General features: G+C 59.7%; 16 protein-coding genes. 9 read left to right on the top strand and 7 right to left on the bottom strand.

What is annotated here, in order from left to right; genetic code table 11:
- Positions 1–309 precede the first annotated feature (309 nt).
- The 3 genes from cysB to acnA all read left to right on the top strand — a co-directional run bounded on the left by cysB (position 310) and on the right by acnA (position 4,805).
- Positions 310–1,284 carry an HTH-type transcriptional regulator CysB gene (gene cysB, locus D7I37_RS21345; protein WP_061795101.1) on the top strand — a complete coding sequence of 325 codons (975 nt, stop codon included), beginning with the start codon at positions 310–312 and terminating at the stop codon, positions 1,282–1,284.
- Between the two features lie 370 nt (positions 1,285–1,654).
- Complete coding sequence (locus tag D7I37_RS21340; RefSeq protein ID WP_129544313.1) at positions 1,655–1,897, top strand: hypothetical protein; 243 nt, start codon at positions 1,655–1,657, stop codon at positions 1,895–1,897.
- A gap of 235 nt (positions 1,898–2,132) precedes the next feature.
- Positions 2,133–4,805, top strand: a complete 2,673-nt coding sequence (gene acnA, locus D7I37_RS21335; RefSeq protein ID WP_095097766.1) for an aconitate hydratase AcnA — start codon at positions 2,133–2,135, stop codon at positions 4,803–4,805.
- 51 nt (positions 4,806–4,856) lie between these two features.
- Here acnA and ribA read toward each other — a convergent pair whose 3' ends face one another.
- Positions 4,857–5,450, bottom strand: a complete 594-nt coding sequence (gene ribA, locus D7I37_RS21330; protein ID WP_061795104.1) for a GTP cyclohydrolase II — start codon at positions 5,448–5,450, stop codon at positions 4,857–4,859.
- Positions 5,451–5,729: 279 nt separating this feature from the next.
- Between ribA and pgpB the strand changes: the two genes are divergently transcribed.
- The 3 genes from pgpB to lapB all read left to right on the top strand — a co-directional run bounded on the left by pgpB (position 5,730) and on the right by lapB (position 8,272).
- Positions 5,730–6,494, top strand: coding sequence for a phosphatidylglycerophosphatase B (gene pgpB / locus D7I37_RS21325; RefSeq protein ID WP_129544312.1), 765 nt, complete (start codon positions 5,730–5,732; stop codon positions 6,492–6,494).
- A 296-nt stretch (positions 6,495–6,790) separates the two neighbouring features.
- On the top strand, positions 6,791–7,093 hold the full coding sequence (locus D7I37_RS21320; protein WP_061795106.1) for a LapA family protein: 303 nt from the start codon (positions 6,791–6,793) through the stop codon (positions 7,091–7,093).
- Between the two features lie 6 nt (positions 7,094–7,099).
- Complete coding sequence (lapB, locus tag D7I37_RS21315) at positions 7,100–8,272, top strand: lipopolysaccharide assembly protein LapB (protein ID WP_129544311.1); 1,173 nt, start codon at positions 7,100–7,102, stop codon at positions 8,270–8,272.
- A gap of 58 nt (positions 8,273–8,330) precedes the next feature.
- Here the strand turns inward: lapB and D7I37_RS21310 are convergent, their stop codons facing one another.
- Together D7I37_RS21310 and D7I37_RS21305 are read right to left on the bottom strand one after the other, a co-directional pair.
- Positions 8,331–8,618, bottom strand: coding sequence for an Arc family DNA-binding protein (locus D7I37_RS21310; RefSeq protein WP_061795108.1), 288 nt, complete (start codon positions 8,616–8,618; stop codon positions 8,331–8,333).
- A 173-nt stretch (positions 8,619–8,791) separates the two neighbouring features.
- A complete protein-coding gene (locus D7I37_RS21305; RefSeq protein ID WP_061795109.1) occupies positions 8,792–9,052 on the bottom strand; it encodes a YdgH/BhsA/McbA-like domain containing protein in 261 nt (86 codons plus the stop codon).
- A gap of 329 nt (positions 9,053–9,381) precedes the next feature.
- Between D7I37_RS21305 and pyrF the strand changes: the two genes are divergently transcribed.
- Entirely contained in the window at positions 9,382–10,110 is a 729-nt protein-coding gene (gene pyrF, locus D7I37_RS21300) for an orotidine-5'-phosphate decarboxylase (protein ID WP_095097763.1), read from the top strand.
- An 11-nt stretch (positions 10,111–10,121) separates the two neighbouring features.
- Positions 10,122–10,448, top strand: coding sequence for a stress response translation initiation inhibitor YciH (gene yciH / locus D7I37_RS21295; RefSeq protein ID WP_061795111.1), 327 nt, complete (start codon positions 10,122–10,124; stop codon positions 10,446–10,448).
- A gap of 196 nt (positions 10,449–10,644) precedes the next feature.
- Here the strand turns inward: yciH and osmB are convergent, their stop codons facing one another.
- Positions 10,645–10,863 carry an osmotically-inducible lipoprotein OsmB gene (osmB, locus tag D7I37_RS21290; protein WP_004945176.1) on the bottom strand — a complete coding sequence of 73 codons (219 nt, stop codon included), beginning with the start codon at positions 10,861–10,863 and terminating at the stop codon, positions 10,645–10,647.
- Between the two features lie 338 nt (positions 10,864–11,201).
- Here osmB and araD point away from each other — a divergent pair, with 338 nt between their 5' ends.
- Positions 11,202–11,897, top strand: coding sequence for an L-ribulose-5-phosphate 4-epimerase (gene araD, locus D7I37_RS21285; protein ID WP_061795112.1), 696 nt, complete (start codon positions 11,202–11,204; stop codon positions 11,895–11,897).
- A gap of 3 nt (positions 11,898–11,900) precedes the next feature.
- Here the strand turns inward: araD and D7I37_RS21280 are convergent, their stop codons facing one another.
- From D7I37_RS21280 to D7I37_RS21270, 3 genes are read right to left on the bottom strand one after another with little or no spacing between them, the layout of a single operon-like run.
- Entirely contained in the window at positions 11,901–12,647 is a 747-nt protein-coding gene (locus D7I37_RS21280; RefSeq protein WP_061795113.1) for a DNA-binding transcriptional regulator YciT, read from the bottom strand.
- Between the two features lie 49 nt (positions 12,648–12,696).
- Positions 12,697–15,129 carry a formate C-acetyltransferase/glycerol dehydratase family glycyl radical enzyme gene (locus D7I37_RS21275; protein WP_129544310.1) on the bottom strand — a complete coding sequence of 811 codons (2,433 nt, stop codon included), beginning with the start codon at positions 15,127–15,129 and terminating at the stop codon, positions 12,697–12,699.
- A gap of 4 nt (positions 15,130–15,133) precedes the next feature.
- Positions 15,134–16,033 carry a glycyl-radical enzyme activating protein gene (locus tag D7I37_RS21270; RefSeq protein ID WP_061795115.1) on the bottom strand — a complete coding sequence of 300 codons (900 nt, stop codon included), beginning with the start codon at positions 16,031–16,033 and terminating at the stop codon, positions 15,134–15,136.
- Positions 16,034–16,075: the final 42 nt, after the last annotated feature.

The raw sequence follows: 16,075 nt of genomic DNA, 5'->3' as shown, positions 1-16,075 counted from the left end.
TGTTGAAGAAACTCCGAAAAGGGATCTATCCTTTGCTGCTTTTGGTCCACAGGGGGCTGGGTTTCACGTTGATAGCAATGCAAAATAATCGTTATCATAGTGTGACGCGGATCTATACTTGAAGCTGCGGCGTGATATAGTGGTTATATAAAAAGTTTTTTTATGATTAAAGCTTATTAACGACGGCGTTTTCTTCAGCATCTGGGTGAAACACTGTGTTTAAGGCTTGTTACTTTCAGCATACCGGGGCGACACCGATATACCTGGCTGCGGGTAAGCCGCAGTGTTTAACCTAGGATGGTATAAGATATGAAATTGCAGCAGCTTCGTTACATCGTGGAAGTGGTTAACCACAACCTGAATGTCTCCTCGACGGCAGAAGGGCTTTACACCTCGCAACCCGGCATCAGTAAACAGGTGCGCATGCTGGAGGATGAGCTGGGCATCCAGATTTTTGCCCGCAGCGGCAAGCACCTGACCCAGGTTACCCCGGCTGGCCAGGAAATAATCCGCATTGCGCGCGAAGTGCTGTCCAAGGTGGATGCGATCAAAGCTGTCGCCGGCGAGCACACCTACCCGGATAAGGGCTCGCTGTACGTCGCCACCACGCACACCCAGGCGCGCTACGCCTTGCCTAACGTGATCAAAGGCTTTATCGAGCGCTATCCGCGCGTGTCGCTGCACATGCATCAGGGCTCGCCGACGCAGATTGCCGAAGCGGTTTCCAAAGGCACCGCCGATTTCGCCATCGCCACCGAAGCGCTGCACCTGTATGACGATTTAATCATGCTGCCGTGCTACCACTGGAATCGCGCGGTGGTAGTGAAGCCCGATCATCCGTTGGCCGGCAAAAGTCACATTACCATTGAAGAGCTGGCCGCTTACCCGATCGTCACCTATACCTTCGGCTTTACCGGCCGCTCGGAGCTGGACACCGCGTTCAACCGCGCCGGCCTGACGCCGCGCATCGTCTTCACCGCCACCGACGCCGACGTGATTAAAACCTACGTTCGCCTGGGATTGGGGGTGGGGGTCATCGCCAGCATGGCGGTGGACCCGGTGCAGGATCCGGATCTGGTAACGGTAGATGCGCGCGATATCTTTACCTACAGCACCACCAAGATCGGTTTCCGCCGCAGCACCTTCCTGCGCAGCTACATGTATGATTTCATCCAGCGTTTCGCTCCGCACCTGACGCGCGACGTGGTCGACAACGCCGTGGCGTTGCGCTCCAACGAAGAGATCGAACTGATGTTCAAGGACATCAAGCTGCCGAGCAAGTAAGCCGGTAAATCGCTATCCGCTCACAACACAGGAGAGGGCAAACCTCTCCTGTTTTCGTTTGGGGCAGAAATCGGTTAGTTCTGACGTTTCTCAGGATCATCCTGAAAAACACTTCCCTTGTTTTCAATACGTTTGCAGCCAGGCATACTCCAGAGCGGCCAAACAAATTGAATAGGGAAATCCAATGTTATGCAGATATGCAGGCTCGACTACACCACTGCTCATTCAGGGAAAAGGTGGCGTTACCGCCTGGCCAGTACTGGATTGTGGATCGCCCATTAAGCAGTATGCGTAATCGGCTAGAGGCTCTCGGTAAGGATCTATGGAATGTTCGGGGTGCGCCTGACTACAGTAATTGTGTGGTATCACGATGAAAAAGAGCCTGTGGATCGTCTTGTTTTTATGGTTAACCCTCCTTCTGTTGTTCTTCCTCCCCGATGGCGTTTGCAACGGTTTCGTATCCAATAACATAGAAATCAGCGGTGACGGTGAAGTGTCAATGAACAACTACGATACCGCCGTCATCCTCATTAAATTGGGTGTGTCCGCCGTTATCGCCCTTATTTTAATGGTCCTCATCCGGCGGATACTGCGTTCTCTGGCGCGCAGCTAAAGCGAGCGGTTTGATGACGGCGGACGCGAGCAATCATCCTTGCCGCTTTTTGTGCCGACGGCCCGCGTTGAATCTAACCCTTTGGCCAGACAGCAACTTCCCCGTCCCTGATTGTTTCCACCTATCGTTCTGATCAAAACGTGTTGTTATCAAAACGTTAATGCCTCTTTGTGGTATCTTTAAACAAGACCTCAGTGATTACCCTGTTTTAGTCATAATAAGAAATGGAGGAGCTATGTCGTCCGATCTTAGTGAAGCGAGTATGGATAAGCTGGTTGCGCTGAATAGCGAGTATTACTATTACAGCTTGCCGCTGGCGGCGAAGCAGTTGGGGGATATCGACCGGCTGCCCAAATCAATGAAAGTGCTGTTGGAAAACCTGCTGCGCCATGTGGATGGCGACACCGTGCAGGTTGACGACCTGAAAGCCATCGTCGGTTGGCTGCAAAGCGGCCATGCCGACCGCGAGATTGCCTACCGCCCGGCGCGCGTACTGATGCAGGACTTTACCGGCGTGCCGGCGGTGGTGGATCTGGCGGCGATGCGCGAAGCGGTGCAGCGCCTCGGCGGCAACGTCGACCAGGTGAATCCGTTGTCGCCGGTGGATCTGGTGATTGACCACTCGGTCACCGTCGACGAGTTCGGCGACGACGACGCCTTTGAAGAAAACGTGCGCATCGAAATGCAGCGCAATCATGAACGTTACACCTTCCTGCGCTGGGGGCAAAAAGCCTTCAACCGCTTCCGCGTGGTGCCGCCGGGTACCGGCATCTGCCACCAGGTGAACCTGGAATACCTCGGCCAGACCGTCTGGCACAGCGACGAAAGCGGCCGACGCATCGCCTATCCGGATACCCTGGTGGGCACCGACTCCCATACCACCATGATCAACGGCCTGGGCATTCTCGGCTGGGGCGTGGGCGGCATCGAAGCCGAAGCGGCGATGCTGGGCCAGCCGGTGTCGATGCTGATCCCCGACGTGGTCGGCTTCAAGCTGACCGGCAAGCTCAGCGAAGGCATCACCGCCACCGACCTGGTGTTGACCGTCACCCAAATGCTGCGCAAGCACGGGGTCGTCGGCAAGTTTGTCGAATTCTACGGCGACGGCCTGGCCGATCTGCCGCTGGCGGACCGGGCGACCATCGCCAACATGTCGCCGGAGTTCGGCGCTACCTGCGGCTTCTTCCCGGTGGATGACGTCACCCTGGGCTATATGAAGCTCAGCGGCCGCAGCGAAGAGCAAATCGCGCTGGTGGAAGCCTACGCCAAGGCGCAGGGCATGTGGCGCAACCCGGGCGACGAACCGGTGTTTACCAGCTCGCTGGCGTTGGATATGTCGACGGTGGAAGCCAGCCTGGCGGGCCCGAAACGCCCGCAGGATCGCGTGGCGCTGCCAAATGTGCCGCAGGCGTTCCAGGCGGCGACCGAGCTGGACATCGGCGGCCAGCAGGCCAAGGCCGAAAGCAAAACCTTTACCCTGGATGGCCGGCAGCATGAGTTGCACAACGGCGCGGTCGTGATTGCCGCCATCACCTCTTGTACCAACACCTCCAACCCGAGCGTAATGATGGCGGCCGGGCTGCTGGCGAAAAACGCGGTCAAAAAGGGCCTGCGCACCAAGCCATGGGTCAAAACCTCGCTGGCGCCGGGTTCCAAGGTGGTAACCGACTATTTCGACAGCGCCAAACTGACGGCCTATCTGGAAGAGCTCGGCTTTAACCTGGTGGGTTACGGCTGCACCACCTGTATCGGTAACTCCGGGCCGCTGCCGGATCCGATCGAACAGGCGATTAAAGAGGGCGATCTGACCGTGGGCGCGGTGTTGTCCGGCAACCGTAACTTCGAAGGCCGCATCCATCCGCTGGTGAAAACCAACTGGCTGGCCTCGCCGCCGCTGGTGGTGGCCTACGCGCTGGCGGGCAGCATGAAGATAGACCTCACCGCGGAGCCGCTGGGCGAGGGTAACGACGGTCAGCCGGTGTTCCTGAAAGATATCTGGCCGAGCAGCAAGGACATCGCTCAGGCGGTGGAAGAGGTGCGCACCGAGATGTTCCACAAGGAATATGGCGAGGTGTTCGATGGCGACGCCAACTGGCAGTCTATCCAGGTGACCGGTTCGGCGACCTATCAGTGGCAGGATGACTCCACCTACATTCGTCATCCGCCGTTCTTCAGCACCATGAAAGTGCAGCCGGATCCGGTGCGGGACATCAAGGACGCGCGCATTCTGGCCATCCTGGCAGACTCGGTGACCACCGACCACATCTCGCCGGCGGGGAACATCAAGAACGACAGCCCGGCGGGGCGCTATCTCAGCGAGCACGGCGTGGCGCCGCAGGACTTCAACTCCTACGGCTCGCGGCGCGGCAACCATGAAGTGATGATGCGCGGCACCTTCGCCAATATCCGCATCCGCAACGAAATGGTGCCGGGCGTTGAGGGCGGTTATACCCGCCACATCCCGTCGCAGGCCCCGCTGTCGATTTATGACGCCGCCATGCGGTACCAGCAGGAAAAGGTGCCGCTGGCGGTGATCGCCGGCAAAGAGTACGGCTCCGGCTCCAGCCGCGACTGGGCGGCGAAGGGGCCGCGCTTGCTGGGGGTGCGGGTGGTGATCGCCGAATCGTTCGAACGTATTCACCGCTCCAACCTGATCGGCATGGGCATTCTGCCGCTGGAGTTCCCGCAGGGCGTCACGCGTAAAACGCTGGGCCTGAGCGGCGACGAGCGGATCAGCGTCAGCGGGCTGCAAACGCTGCAGCCGGGCCAGACGGTGCCGGTGCACATCACCTACGCCGACGGCCGACAGGAAGTGGTCAACACCCGCTGCCGCATCGACACCGGCAATGAGCTGGTTTACTACGAGAACGACGGCATCCTGCACTACGTGATCAGGAAAATGCTGTAAGCAATAAAAAGGGCGCCGCAAGGCGCCCTGATTGTTTCCGCCGCGGCGGTGTTATTTCTGGTCCAGCAGGTGACCCATTTTGGCGGCCTTGGTGGCCAGATAACGCTCGTTCTTCGGGTTGCGCCCGACGATCAACGGCACGCGCTCGGTGATGTTGATGCCGGCCTCGGTCAGGATCTCAACCTTTTTCGGGTTGTTGGTCAGCAAACGCACCGCGTCTACGCCCAGCAGCTTGAACATGTCGGCGCACAGGGTGAAGTCGCGTTCGTCGGCGGCGAAGCCGAGCTGGTGGTTGGCTTCCACGGTATCGGCGCCCTTGTCCTGCAGGGCATAGGCGCGGATCTTGTTCAGCAGGCCGATATTGCGGCCTTCCTGACGGTGGTAGAGCAGAATGCCGCGGCCTTCTTCGGCGATGTGCTCCAGCGCGGCTTCCAGCTGGAAGCCGCAGTCGCAACGCAGGCTGAACAACGCGTCGCCGGTCAGACACTCGGAATGCACGCGCGCGAGCACCGGCGTTTCGCCAGAAATATCACCAAAAACCAACGCCAGATGGTCGTGACCGGTCGCCAATTCTTCGAATCCTACCATCAGGAAGTCGCCCCAAGGTGTCGGCAGTTTAGCCTCTGCCACCCGTTTAAGCTGCATGTCACTCTCCACAAACGCATCCGATTCAATCATTGTTGCGCATCCTACGTCCGGTGCAGCGAACTGACCAGTACTAAAACGTGCTACGCCGATCTCTATTTCGTTAATTATCGGCTATTTTGCCACAACTTCTTGCCCGGCGGTGCTCAGCAAAGCAGCAGATGGCGTATTAACGCCGGCTATTATTGCAATAGGTTGCTTATCTGTTTAATTTTTCGCGTGTTATCGATATTGCAACATTGTTACACTGCAGCCTGATTCACGCAGAGGAAAAATGGAATGTATGAGATAGCGAAACGCACCGCGGGCGGCGCTCTGCTGCTGCTGTTGATGCCCCTGGCGGTGTGGGTGTCCGGCTGGCAATGGCAGCCGGGCGGCAATGAACGGCTGCTCAGGGGGCTTTACTGGGTCACGGAAACCGTCACTTCGCCCTGGGGCGTTCTCACCAGCGTCATTCTCAGCGCCTGGTTTCTGTGGTGCCTGCGCTTTCGTCTCAAGGCGGCCATCGGCCTGGTGATTTTGCTTTCCGCCGCGGTATTGATCGGCCAGGGCGTCAAATCGCTGATAAAGGATCGGGTGCAGGAGCCGCGGCCGTTCGTGGTGTGGCTGGAGCAGAATCACGGCGTGGACGGAAAATACTTCTATTCGCTGCACCGCAAGGAGCGCAGCGCGCTGGTGGGCGAGCAGCTGCAGGATCAGCCGCTGGTGCCGAGCTGGCTGCGCAAGCACTGGCAGTTTGAAACCGGCTTCGCTTTCCCGTCGGGGCATACGATGTTCGCCGCCACCTGGGCGCTGCTGGGGGTGGGGCTGCTGTGGCCGCGCCGCCATTATAAAACCGTGGCGCTGCTGATGCTGTGGGCGGCCGGCGTCATGGGCAGCCGCCTGTTGCTGGGCATGCACTGGCCACGCGATCTGGCGATGGCGACGCTGATCAGCTGGCTGTTGGTCACCGTCGCCTGTTGGCTGGCGCAGCGCTGGTTCGGGCCATTGGCGCCGCCGCCGCAGGAACAGCGGGAAATTGCGGCGCGCAAGCCGGAGAAGTAACGATTTTGTGACTGTGTCACTTATCTGCGGCGCCGAAACGGCGCCGCATTAACCGCTTACATTTGGCCGCCATTGCAATTCGCTCCGCCGCCCCCATATCGTTATAAATCCGCTATTTTGAGAAGCTTTCTCATTAATTTGCGCGGCAGCGTCGTTTACTGCCGAATATGCCGGCAGATATGTGGTTTTATCGTGCCGCAGGGTTTCCCTGCCACGATGGGAAATGCTAACTTAATGGTTAGGGACGCCACGTATTGGCATAGTTCATCCGATTAACTCGGCATGCGGGAAAGAATGTGAAATATTTGCTGATTTTTTTGTTGGTTCTGGTGATCTTCGTGATTTCCGTCACGTTAGGCGCGCATAACGATCAGGTAGTGAGTTTTAACTACTTAATTGCGCAGGGCGACTATCGCGTTTCGACCTTGCTGGCTGCGCTGTTCGGCGCCGGTTTTGTCCTTGGCTGGATCATTTGCGGCCTGTTCTATCTGCGCACCCGCATTGCGCTGGGGCGCGCCGAACGCAAAATCAAAAGGCTGGAGCTGCAGCTTGAACAGCCTGCCGAGCCAGCGGCTCAGCCCGTTGTCAGCAAGGAATAATCCTCTATGTTAGAACTGCTGTTTCTGTTGCTGCCTGTGGCTGCCGCGTACGGTTGGTACATGGGGCGCAGAAGTGCTCAGCAGGATAAACAGCAGGAGGCTAACCGCCTGTCGCGCGAATACGTGGCCGGGGTGAACTTCCTGCTTTCCAACCAGCAGGACAAAGCGGTCGACCTGTTCCTCGACATGTTGAAAGAGGACAGCAATACCGTCGAGGCCCACCTGACGTTGGGTAACCTGTTCCGTTCGCGCGGCGAAGTCGACCGCGCTATCCGCATCCATCAGGCGCTGATGGAAAGCGCTTCTCTCACCTTCGAACAACGCCTGTTGGCGGTGCAGCAGCTGGGCCGCGACTATATGGCCGCCGGCCTGTACGATCGCGCCGAGGATATGTTCAGCCAACTGATTGGCGAAGAAGATTTCCGCATTTCAGCGCTGCAGCAGCTGTTGGTGATCCACCAGGCCACCAGCGACTGGCTGAAGGCGATCGACGTGGCCGAGCGGCTGGTCAAGCTGGGCAAGGAGAAACAACGCGTCGAGATCGCTCATTTTTACTGTGAGCTGGCGCTGCAGGCGATGGGCAGCGACGATCTCGACAAGGCGATGAGCCTGTTGAAGCGCGCCGCCGCGGCGGATAAACAGTGCGCGCGCGTGTCGATCATGTTCGGGCGCATATACATGGCGCAAAACGACTATGGCAAGGCGATAGAATTGCTGCAGCGGGTGCTGAGCCAGGATAAGGAACTGGTCAGCGAAACCCTGCCGATGCTGCACGAGTGCTACCAGCACCTGCCGAATCAGCAGCAGGATTGGGCCGACTTCCTCAAGCGTTGCGTGGAGGAAAACACCGGCGCCACCGCCGAGCTGATGCTGGCGGAGATTATCGAACAGCATGAGGGGCGCGACGTGGTGCAGGTGTACATCAACCGTCAGCTGCAGCGCCATCCTACCATGCGCGTATTCTACCGGCTGATGGATTACCATCTGGCGGACGCCGAAGACGGCCGGGCAAAAGAGAGCCTGCTGCTGCTGCGCGACATGGTCGGCGAACAGATCCGCACCAAGCCGCGTTACCGCTGCCACAAATGCGGTTTTACCGCCCATTCGCTTTACTGGCATTGCCCGTCATGCCGGGCCTGGTCATCGGTTAAACCGATCCGCGGCCTGGACGGGCAGTAGCGATCGATAACCAATAAAAAGGGGCGAAGATTCGCCCCGTTATTATGTTCGCGTTTTATTACTTCTTCTTGCCGCCCTTGGCGCCGCTCTTCAACAGCTGACGCAGTTTCTTCAGCTCCTTTTGGCTCAGCGGCTGCTCGTTCTGCTCTTCGATACCCTGATTATCAATCTCGTCATGCTGCAGCTCGGCCGGCTTCTTGGCCGCTTTGCTCGGCGCGGCGAAGCTGTTTTCCAGCCGTTGGCACACTTCGGCGCTCAGCGAGAATTCGTTGTCGGCGGCGGCGGCGCGGATTTTCTCTTTAAGTTCCAGAGGAATTTTAATGGTTAGTGTAGATATCTCGCTCATTTTGAAAGCCTTTCTGCGGGAAGATGCCTTCAAGCTAAGCCACCGGCGACCGGGTGTCTAGTGTGTAATAAAAATTTAATATTCATGTAACATTTTGGCGGGGGAGGATTGAGCGATCGGCGGCGAGAAATACAGGCAGGGCCCGGCGTGCCGGGCCCTGTACCAGGGGGAACTTATTTGTAAATAACCGCGGTGCCGCTCAGCATGTTGTTGCCGCCTGCAGAGACGATGCGATAGCTGCTGGCGCCTTGCGCGTCGGCTTTGGCGGCCAGTTTGGCTTCAAGGCCGCTGAGGGTGGTCGCATGGCCGGCGGACACGACGCCGGCGGCGGTCAGGCCGTCGGCCTGCTGCAGGTTAACCGGCTCAGCGGCCAGGGTGGCGAAAGAGCTCAGGGCGATGGCCGTTGCGGCTGCAAAATATTTGATGCTTTTCATGGGTGACTCCAGTCTATTCATTTAGGAAGGAAGCCGTTCGCTTCCGATGTGATGAATAATAAAGCATCTTCGCAGCTTTAAAATCTGATAATGCTGATAATCTCATTCAAAATATCTGATCGAGTATTTACACGTCTTTACGACGCTTTACGTTGGTTGGGTTATCGCCATCGCGCCTTCGCTGACGTTCGATGACTCAGACCGGGATTAACATTACTTAATCGCCTGGCGTGCTGCGGCTGGGATTTCTGCCGGCCGGCATGTAGAATGCGGCGGTCAGTTTGGCGGGTTATACCCTGATTATGTCCATTTTATAGAAGGTAGAAGAAATGAAGTCTGAAAATAACATTAATAACAATGACTTAAAATCATCTCCGATCGTCGTCGCGCTGGATTACGCCGACCGGGACGCCGCGCTGGCGTTCGCCGACCGTATCGATCCGCAGGACTGCCGGTTAAAAGTGGGCAAAGAGATGTTCACCCTGTTTGGGCCGCAGCTGGTGCGTGATCTGCACGCGCGCGGTTTCGAGGTATTCCTCGATCTGAAGTTTCACGATATTCCCAACACCACCGCGCACGCGGTGGCCGCGGCGGCTGAGCTGGGCGTTTGGATGGTCAACGTCCACGCCAGCGGCGGTGCGCGCATGATGACCGCCGCCAAACAGGCGCTGCTGCCGTATGGCTCTGCTGCGCCATTGCTGATAGCCGTGACCGTATTGACCAGCATGGAGGCGGAGGATCTGCGCGGCATCGGCATCGACGTCAGCCCGGCGGAACACGCCGAACGGCTGGCGCGCCTGACCCGAGACTGCGGTCTGGATGGCGTGGTGTGTTCCGCCCACGAAGCGCAGCGGCTGAAGGCGGCCTGTGGTCAGCAATTCCAGCTGGTGACGCCGGGCATTCGTCCGGAAGGCAGCGCCGCCGGCGATCAGCGCCGCATCATGACGCCGGTGCAGGCGCAGGCCGCCGGCGTTGATTACATGGTGATCGGCCGCCCGATCACCCAATCCGCCGATCCGGCCGCCACGCTGCGCGCCATCCGCACGTCACTGGCCTGAGGGGAAAGCCGATGAACGACGACAACAGCCGCCTGGTGTACTCCACCGACAGCGGGCGCATCAAACAGGAAGAGGCCAAGCCGCAGCGCGCCAAGGGCGACGGCATCGTGCGCCTTCAGCGCCAGACCAGCGGGCGCAAGGGCAAGGGCGTATGCCTGATCACCGGCGTGGATCTGGATGACGCGGCGCTGGACAAGCTGGCGGCCGAGCTGAAAAAGAAGTGCGGCTGCGGCGGTTCGGTCAAGGATGGCGTGATCGAAATCCAGGGCGATAAGCGCGACCTGCTGAAACAGCTGCTGGAAGCCAAGGGCATGAAGGTCAAGCTGGCGGGCGGTTAAGGCGGAGCGCCATGCCGCGGTGCAACGCTGCGGCATGGCTTAAGGGTAATAGCTGCCGGGCCGAGACCCGTAACGGCGAAAAGCCATAGACTCAATGAAAAACAGACCTGAAATAATCTTTATTATGGTTAATGCGTCAAAGCGCGAGCGCTTTTGCCAGCCTGTCGGCAGAGGTATTTTAAATTAGCCGGTAAGGTTATTTACCCACCTGATGACCAATGATACCCCCAACGGCGGCCCCACCCAGGGTGCCCAATGCGCTGCCGTCGGTCAGCACTGCGCCGCCGACTGCCCCGGCGCCGGCACCGATCGCGGTGTTACGGTCACGCTTGGACATGTTGGAACATGCGCTGAGTGAAAACGCCAGGGTCAATGCCAGAGCGGCGGTGGCGAAACGTTTATTGATAATCATCATAATGACTTCTCCTTAGCAGTGGCTATATGGAAGTGCCCTATAAGTATAGGCGTTAACCATAAAACGGGCCTGCTGTTGGCTCCCATACAGTATTGATATAAAAAATGGCATTTTTTGTTAAAGGCCGAATAATTAAAAAGTTACGGCCCAAAATATGCCCAAATTCAGTATAAGCCGCTATGCGCGGATAAACAGGTAAATTGTCTTAAAATCCGCCGGCCGGCCAAACTGTCGCAGTCAGCAGAAGGTAACGCGGTCTTCAGCGATTTAACCCATACCGCCCAGCCGTCGGCCTGTCGACAATTGTTCCCGGACAGTTTTTCAACGGGACCAGGCAAATGCTCAACGATCTTAAACAACAGGTGCTGGAAGCCAATCTGGCGCTCCCGCGCCACCATCTGGTGACCTTCACCTGGGGCAACGTCAGCGCCGTCGATCGTCGGCAGGGGCTGATGGTCATCAAGCCGTCGGGCGTGGCCTATGAGGCGATGACCCGCAACGATATGGTGGTGGTGGAGCTGGAGAGCGGCAAGGTGGTGGAGGGCGAGAAGAAACCCTCGTCGGACAGCGATACCCACCGCGCGCTCTACCTGGCGTTCAGCGGTGCGGGCGGCATCGTGCATACCCATTCGCGCCACGCCACCATCTGGGCGCAGGCCGGGCTGGACATTCCCGCCTGGGGCACCACCCACGCCGACTATTTCTACGGCGACATTCCCTGCACGCGGCCGATGAGCGATGACGAAATCAACGGACGCTATGAATGGCAAACCGGGCGGGTGATCGTCGAAACCTTTGCGCAACGCGGCCTGGATCCGGCCAGCGTGCCGGCGGTGCTGGTGCATTCCCACGGGCCTTTCGCCTGGGGGCCGGATGCGGACCACGCGGTGCACAATGCGGTGGTGCTGGAAGAAGTTGCCTATATGGGGATATTTTCCCGGCAACTGGCGCCTGCGCTGGCGAACATGCAGCAAACGCTGCTGGACAAGCATTACCTGCGCAAGCACGGCGAACACGCCTATTACGGCCAGTAACGGCTACTCTTTCACCATATCCAGCTGCACGCCCTGGCGTTTCAGCTGGTGCTGATACTCCAGCGGCAGGCGGGAATCGGTGATCACCCGGCTGATCTGCCCCGGCTGCGCCAGCGGGTTGGCCTGGATCTGGCCAAACTTGCTGGAGTCGGTCAATACGATATTTTCCACGCCCTTCGCCAGCACCGCGCCGACCACGTCGGCGCGCATCATATCGCGGCCGGTAAAGCCGGTTTCGGCGTGGTAGCCGTCAATGCCGATAAACGCCTTGTTGAAATGCACCTGCTGAATGCACAGCCGCGTTAACGGGCCGACCACGGTCTCGCTTTTTTTCTGATACATGCCGCCCAGCACTATCACCTCGCAGTCGGTTTCCTTCAGCAGGTTGGCGATGTAATGGCTGACGGTGATCAGCGTGATGCGTTTGCGTTCGGCGATATAACGGGCCAGCAGGGCGTTGGCGCTGCCGCTTTCGATAAACACGGTTTCGCCGTCGTTGACCTGCGAAGCGGCGTACTGCGCCAGATGCTGCTTGAGGGTGAAGTTGGACATCATGCGGGCGTCGACGTCGTCGCTTTCCAGCGCCACGGCGGAACCGTGCACCCGCTTCAAATAGCTGCGTTTCTCGAGCAGGTTGAGATCCTGACGAATGGTCACCTCGGAAACGCCGGAGGCGCGCGCCAGTTCGTTGACGCTGATCCGCCGGCGATCGTTAACCAGCTGCAAAATGGTCTGTTGTCTTGAATTCATATCGGCCTGATGATGCGGCCGCCAATGCGCGGCCGCTAATATTCATTGTTTAAATAGTATGTTCTGTTCGCGCAATAATATCATCCTGTGCGTCAGGGGATAATGCGGTAAAGAACGCGGAATATCCAGCGACCCGAACCACTAAATCACGATACTGGTCAGGATGTTGCCTGGCCGCCAGCAGCGTTTCCCGCGACACGATATTGTACTGCACGTGCCACCCGCGATAGGACTCGAAGAAGGTGCGCAACATCAGCATCAGCTTCTCGCGATCGCGCGGGTTGTCCAGCGTGGCGGGGTTCAGCTTCTGATTGAGCAGCACGCCGCCGAGGATCGCGGCGGTCGGCAGCTTGGCCAGCGAGTTGAAGACCGCCGTCGGGCCGAGATGGTCGGTGCCGGAGGCCGGGCTGGCGCCCTCCGCCAGCGGGGCGTGCGCCTTGCGGCCGTCCGGGGTGGCCAGGGTGGCCGCGCCGAACGGCACGTTGGCCGAGATGGAGGAGGTGCCGGCATAGTAGCCGCCGCCGATCGGCCCCCGGCCGAAGCGGGTGTTGCGGTACTGCTTCAGTTCTTCGATGTAAGTCCGGTAGGCGCGCACCAGCAGTTGGTCGACCTCGTCCACGTCGTTGCCGTATTTGGGCGCGGCGTTGAGCAAGCGCAGCCGCAGCCGCTCGCCGTCCAGCCCGTCAAAATCGTTCGCCAGCGCCGCCGCCAGCTGTTGCTGGCCGATGACGCCCTGCTCGAACACCAGCCTGCGCACCGCCGCCAGGCCGTTGCCCAGGTTGGCGATGCCGACCTGCAGGCCCGATACCCAGTCGTATTTGGCGCCGCCTTGCTTGATGCTTTTGCCGCGTTCTATGCAGTCGTCCACCAGCGCCGAGCAGAGGATATCCGGCGCGTTCTCCTCCAGCACGCTGTCAACCACGCACTCAATCTCGACTGATTTGCGGGTGTAGTAACGGATCTGTCGGTCCCAGGCGTCCATCACCTGCCCGAAGTCGCTGAAATTGCCTCTGGACAACGCCTGCTCCTGCGGCAGGAAAATTTTGCCGGAGGTGGCGTCGCGCCCCTGTTCCAGCGCCGCCAGCAGCACCCGGGCGAAGTTGATGAAGCTCATGCCGGTGCAGCGGTAGCCCCATTTGCCGCCGACCGCGGTCTCGATGCAGCCGATGGCGGCATAGTCGTAGGCGTCCTGCGCTTCGACGCCCAGCTTGATAAATTCGGGGATGACGATTTCGTCGTTGTTGAACGCCGGCATGCCGAAGCCGCAGCGGATCACCTGCACGCAGGCGTCGAGGAAGTCGCCGCTCATGCCGGCGTGATAGCGCACGCTGAGGTTAGGCTGAGTGGAACGCAGGCGCCCGCAGGACTCGAGAATGGCGTAAGACAGGGGATTGACCGCATCGACGGGGCGGCCGTTCACCAGCCGCTGCCCGCCGATGGTGACGTTCTGGTACAGCGGGCTGCCGGCCGAGGCCTTGGAGTGCGAACCGGAACGGATTTTGTTGACCTCGAGCAGCTTCAGCCAGCAGCCGTGCAGCAGCTCGATGGCGTCTTCGCGCGGCAGGGTTTGCTCCAGCTCCACGTCGCGGCGATACCAGGGATACAGATATTGGTCGAGGCGGCCGAACGACACCGAATGGCCGTTGGACTCGATCTGCAGCATCAGCTGGATGAAATAGCACAGCTGCAGCGCCTGCCGGAAGCTGCGCGGCGGCCGGTGCGCAATCAACTCGCAGCTTTCCGCGATGGTCAGCAGCTCGGCACGCCGCCAGCCGCGGGCTTCGTGCTGCGCCATCTCGCGCGCCAAGTGCGCAAAGCGCAGAATATGTTCGCTCAGCGCCGCCAGCACGATGTCGATGGCCTGAAGAAACTGCTCTTGGTGCAGGTCCTGCCAGTCGGTCAGGCGCAGGCGGCCGCGCCGTTCCTTCACCTGGTCGCGCAGGCCGTCGAGACCTTGCTCCAGCAGCCGCGGGAAGTTGACCGCCAGGTGGGCGTCGCCGGAAGTCATGTTGCCTTCCGCTTTAATGATGCCGCTGGCCAGCAGCGCCTGTTGCTCGTCGCTGAACATGCCATAGCAGCGGTCCTGCACCGTCTGGCCGCGCCACCAGGGGCAAATCCGCCGCAACACCGCCTTGTTTTCCTCGCTGACCCTGAAGCCGGCGCCGGGACGATCGGCCAGGCGGTCGATCTCGTCCTCAATCCAGCTGACGGTATATTCCGGGAAGATCGGCGCGGCGCGCAGTTCGCTGGCCTGATTGCCGACGATCAGCTCATCGTTGGCGATCCAAATCTGGCGTTTCGCCAGGTGATTGGCCAGCGCCAGCGCCCGGCGCACCGGCAGCGGCTTGTCCTGATGCCGCTGGTAAACCTCGGTATAGTGCTGTGCCCGTTCGGTGCATACCGGCGGTTTGACGATGTGGATCAGCGCGTTTTTATGCGCGCGAATGCGTTCGGTCAGGGTAGTCAAATCCAACGTGGTCATGGCGTTATCCTCGTAAAATGGCGGTCAGGCCCTTGGCGCCGGCGTAGTGCTCGGCATAGGCCAGCAGTTCGGGCGCGTCCAGCGGGGCGCGCGCGGCGCGGTAGGGTTCGCCGAGCAGCTGATATTTGTGGATGCCCAAGGTGTGATAAGGCAAAAAGTGGATTTCTTTCACGCCGATCTGGTCGGCGGCGAAGTCGACAATCGAGCGGATCGATTGAGGGTCGGCGTTGAAGTCAGGGATCAAGGGCACGCGCACCGTCATCCGCACGCCCTCGGCCGCCAGCCGGCGAAAGTTGTCCATGACCCGCCGCGCCGAGCCGCCGGTCCACTGGCGAAAACGCGCCGGGTCGGTATGTTTCAGGTCGGCCAGCAGCAGGTCAAGCCAGGGCAGCGCCGGCGCGATATAAGACCAGGGGATATGCAGGCAGGATCCCACGGCGGTATGAATGCCGGCTTCGCGGCTGCGGCGCAGCAGCGCGGCCGCCACGTCCGGCTGCAGGAAGGGCTCGCCGCCGGACAGCGTCAGGCCACCTCCGCTGCGCAGGTAGAAAGGCTTATCCCGCAGCACCTCGGCCATGATATCGTCGAGGTTGACTGCGCTGCCGCACAGGCTCAGCGCGCCGCTGGGGCAGCAGTCCGCCAGGGCGGCGTAGTCTGCTGCGCTGAGGCGTTCGCGCCGCAGCTGCGGTTGGCCGTTCGTTCGCCGAATGCCTTGCGGACAGCGTTCGGCGCACAGCGCGCAGCCGCTGAGGCACAGCCGCGGATCGTACAGCAGCTCCGCTCGGCGCGAACGGCTTTCCGGGTTTTGGCACCAGCGACAGGCGAGCGGGCAGCCCTTCAGAAACACCACGCTGCGAATGCCCGGCCCATCATGGGTTGAATAGCGTTGCAGATTGAAAATCATCGTTCACCCGTATCGCGTTGCTGAATCTTTCGCCATTAAAGG

Origin of the sequence: Serratia sp. 1D1416, assembly GCF_003641105.1 — a bacterium.
Classification (GTDB): domain Bacteria; phylum Pseudomonadota; class Gammaproteobacteria; order Enterobacterales; family Enterobacteriaceae; genus Serratia; species Serratia ficaria.
Note: the sequence above shows the minus strand (reverse complement) of the source record. Positions and strands in the feature narration are given on the sequence as shown.

What these genes read in the sequence shown, in the direction of transcription:
- cysB (WP_061795101.1), top strand. Translation starts at nt 310, where the DNA reads ATGAAATTGCAGCAGCTTCGTTACATCGTGGAAGTGGTTAACCACAAC.
- D7I37_RS21340 (WP_129544313.1), top strand. Translation starts at nt 1,655, where the DNA reads ATGAAAAAGAGCCTGTGGATCGTCTTGTTTTTATGGTTAACCCTCCTT.
- acnA (WP_095097766.1), top strand. Translation starts at nt 2,133, where the DNA reads ATGTCGTCCGATCTTAGTGAAGCGAGTATGGATAAGCTGGTTGCGCTG.
- ribA (WP_061795104.1), bottom strand. Translation starts at nt 5,450, where the DNA reads ATGCAGCTTAAACGGGTGGCAGAGGCTAAACTGCCGACACCTTGGGGC.
- pgpB (WP_129544312.1), top strand. Translation starts at nt 5,730, where the DNA reads ATGTATGAGATAGCGAAACGCACCGCGGGCGGCGCTCTGCTGCTGCTG.
- lapB (WP_129544311.1), top strand. Translation starts at nt 7,100, where the DNA reads ATGTTAGAACTGCTGTTTCTGTTGCTGCCTGTGGCTGCCGCGTACGGT.
- D7I37_RS21310 (WP_061795108.1), bottom strand. Translation starts at nt 8,618, where the DNA reads ATGAGCGAGATATCTACACTAACCATTAAAATTCCTCTGGAACTTAAA.
- D7I37_RS21305 (WP_061795109.1), bottom strand. Translation starts at nt 9,052, where the DNA reads ATGAAAAGCATCAAATATTTTGCAGCCGCAACGGCCATCGCCCTGAGC.
- pyrF (WP_095097763.1), top strand. Translation starts at nt 9,382, where the DNA reads ATGAAGTCTGAAAATAACATTAATAACAATGACTTAAAATCATCTCCG.
- yciH (WP_061795111.1), top strand. Translation starts at nt 10,122, where the DNA reads ATGAACGACGACAACAGCCGCCTGGTGTACTCCACCGACAGCGGGCGC.
- osmB (WP_004945176.1), bottom strand. Translation starts at nt 10,863, where the DNA reads ATGATGATTATCAATAAACGTTTCGCCACCGCCGCTCTGGCATTGACC.
- araD (WP_061795112.1), top strand. Translation starts at nt 11,202, where the DNA reads ATGCTCAACGATCTTAAACAACAGGTGCTGGAAGCCAATCTGGCGCTC.
- D7I37_RS21280 (WP_061795113.1), bottom strand. Translation starts at nt 12,647, where the DNA reads ATGAATTCAAGACAACAGACCATTTTGCAGCTGGTTAACGATCGCCGG.
- D7I37_RS21275 (WP_129544310.1), bottom strand. Translation starts at nt 15,129, where the DNA reads ATGACCACGTTGGATTTGACTACCCTGACCGAACGCATTCGCGCGCAT.
- D7I37_RS21270 (WP_061795115.1), bottom strand. Translation starts at nt 16,033, where the DNA reads ATGATTTTCAATCTGCAACGCTATTCAACCCATGATGGGCCGGGCATT.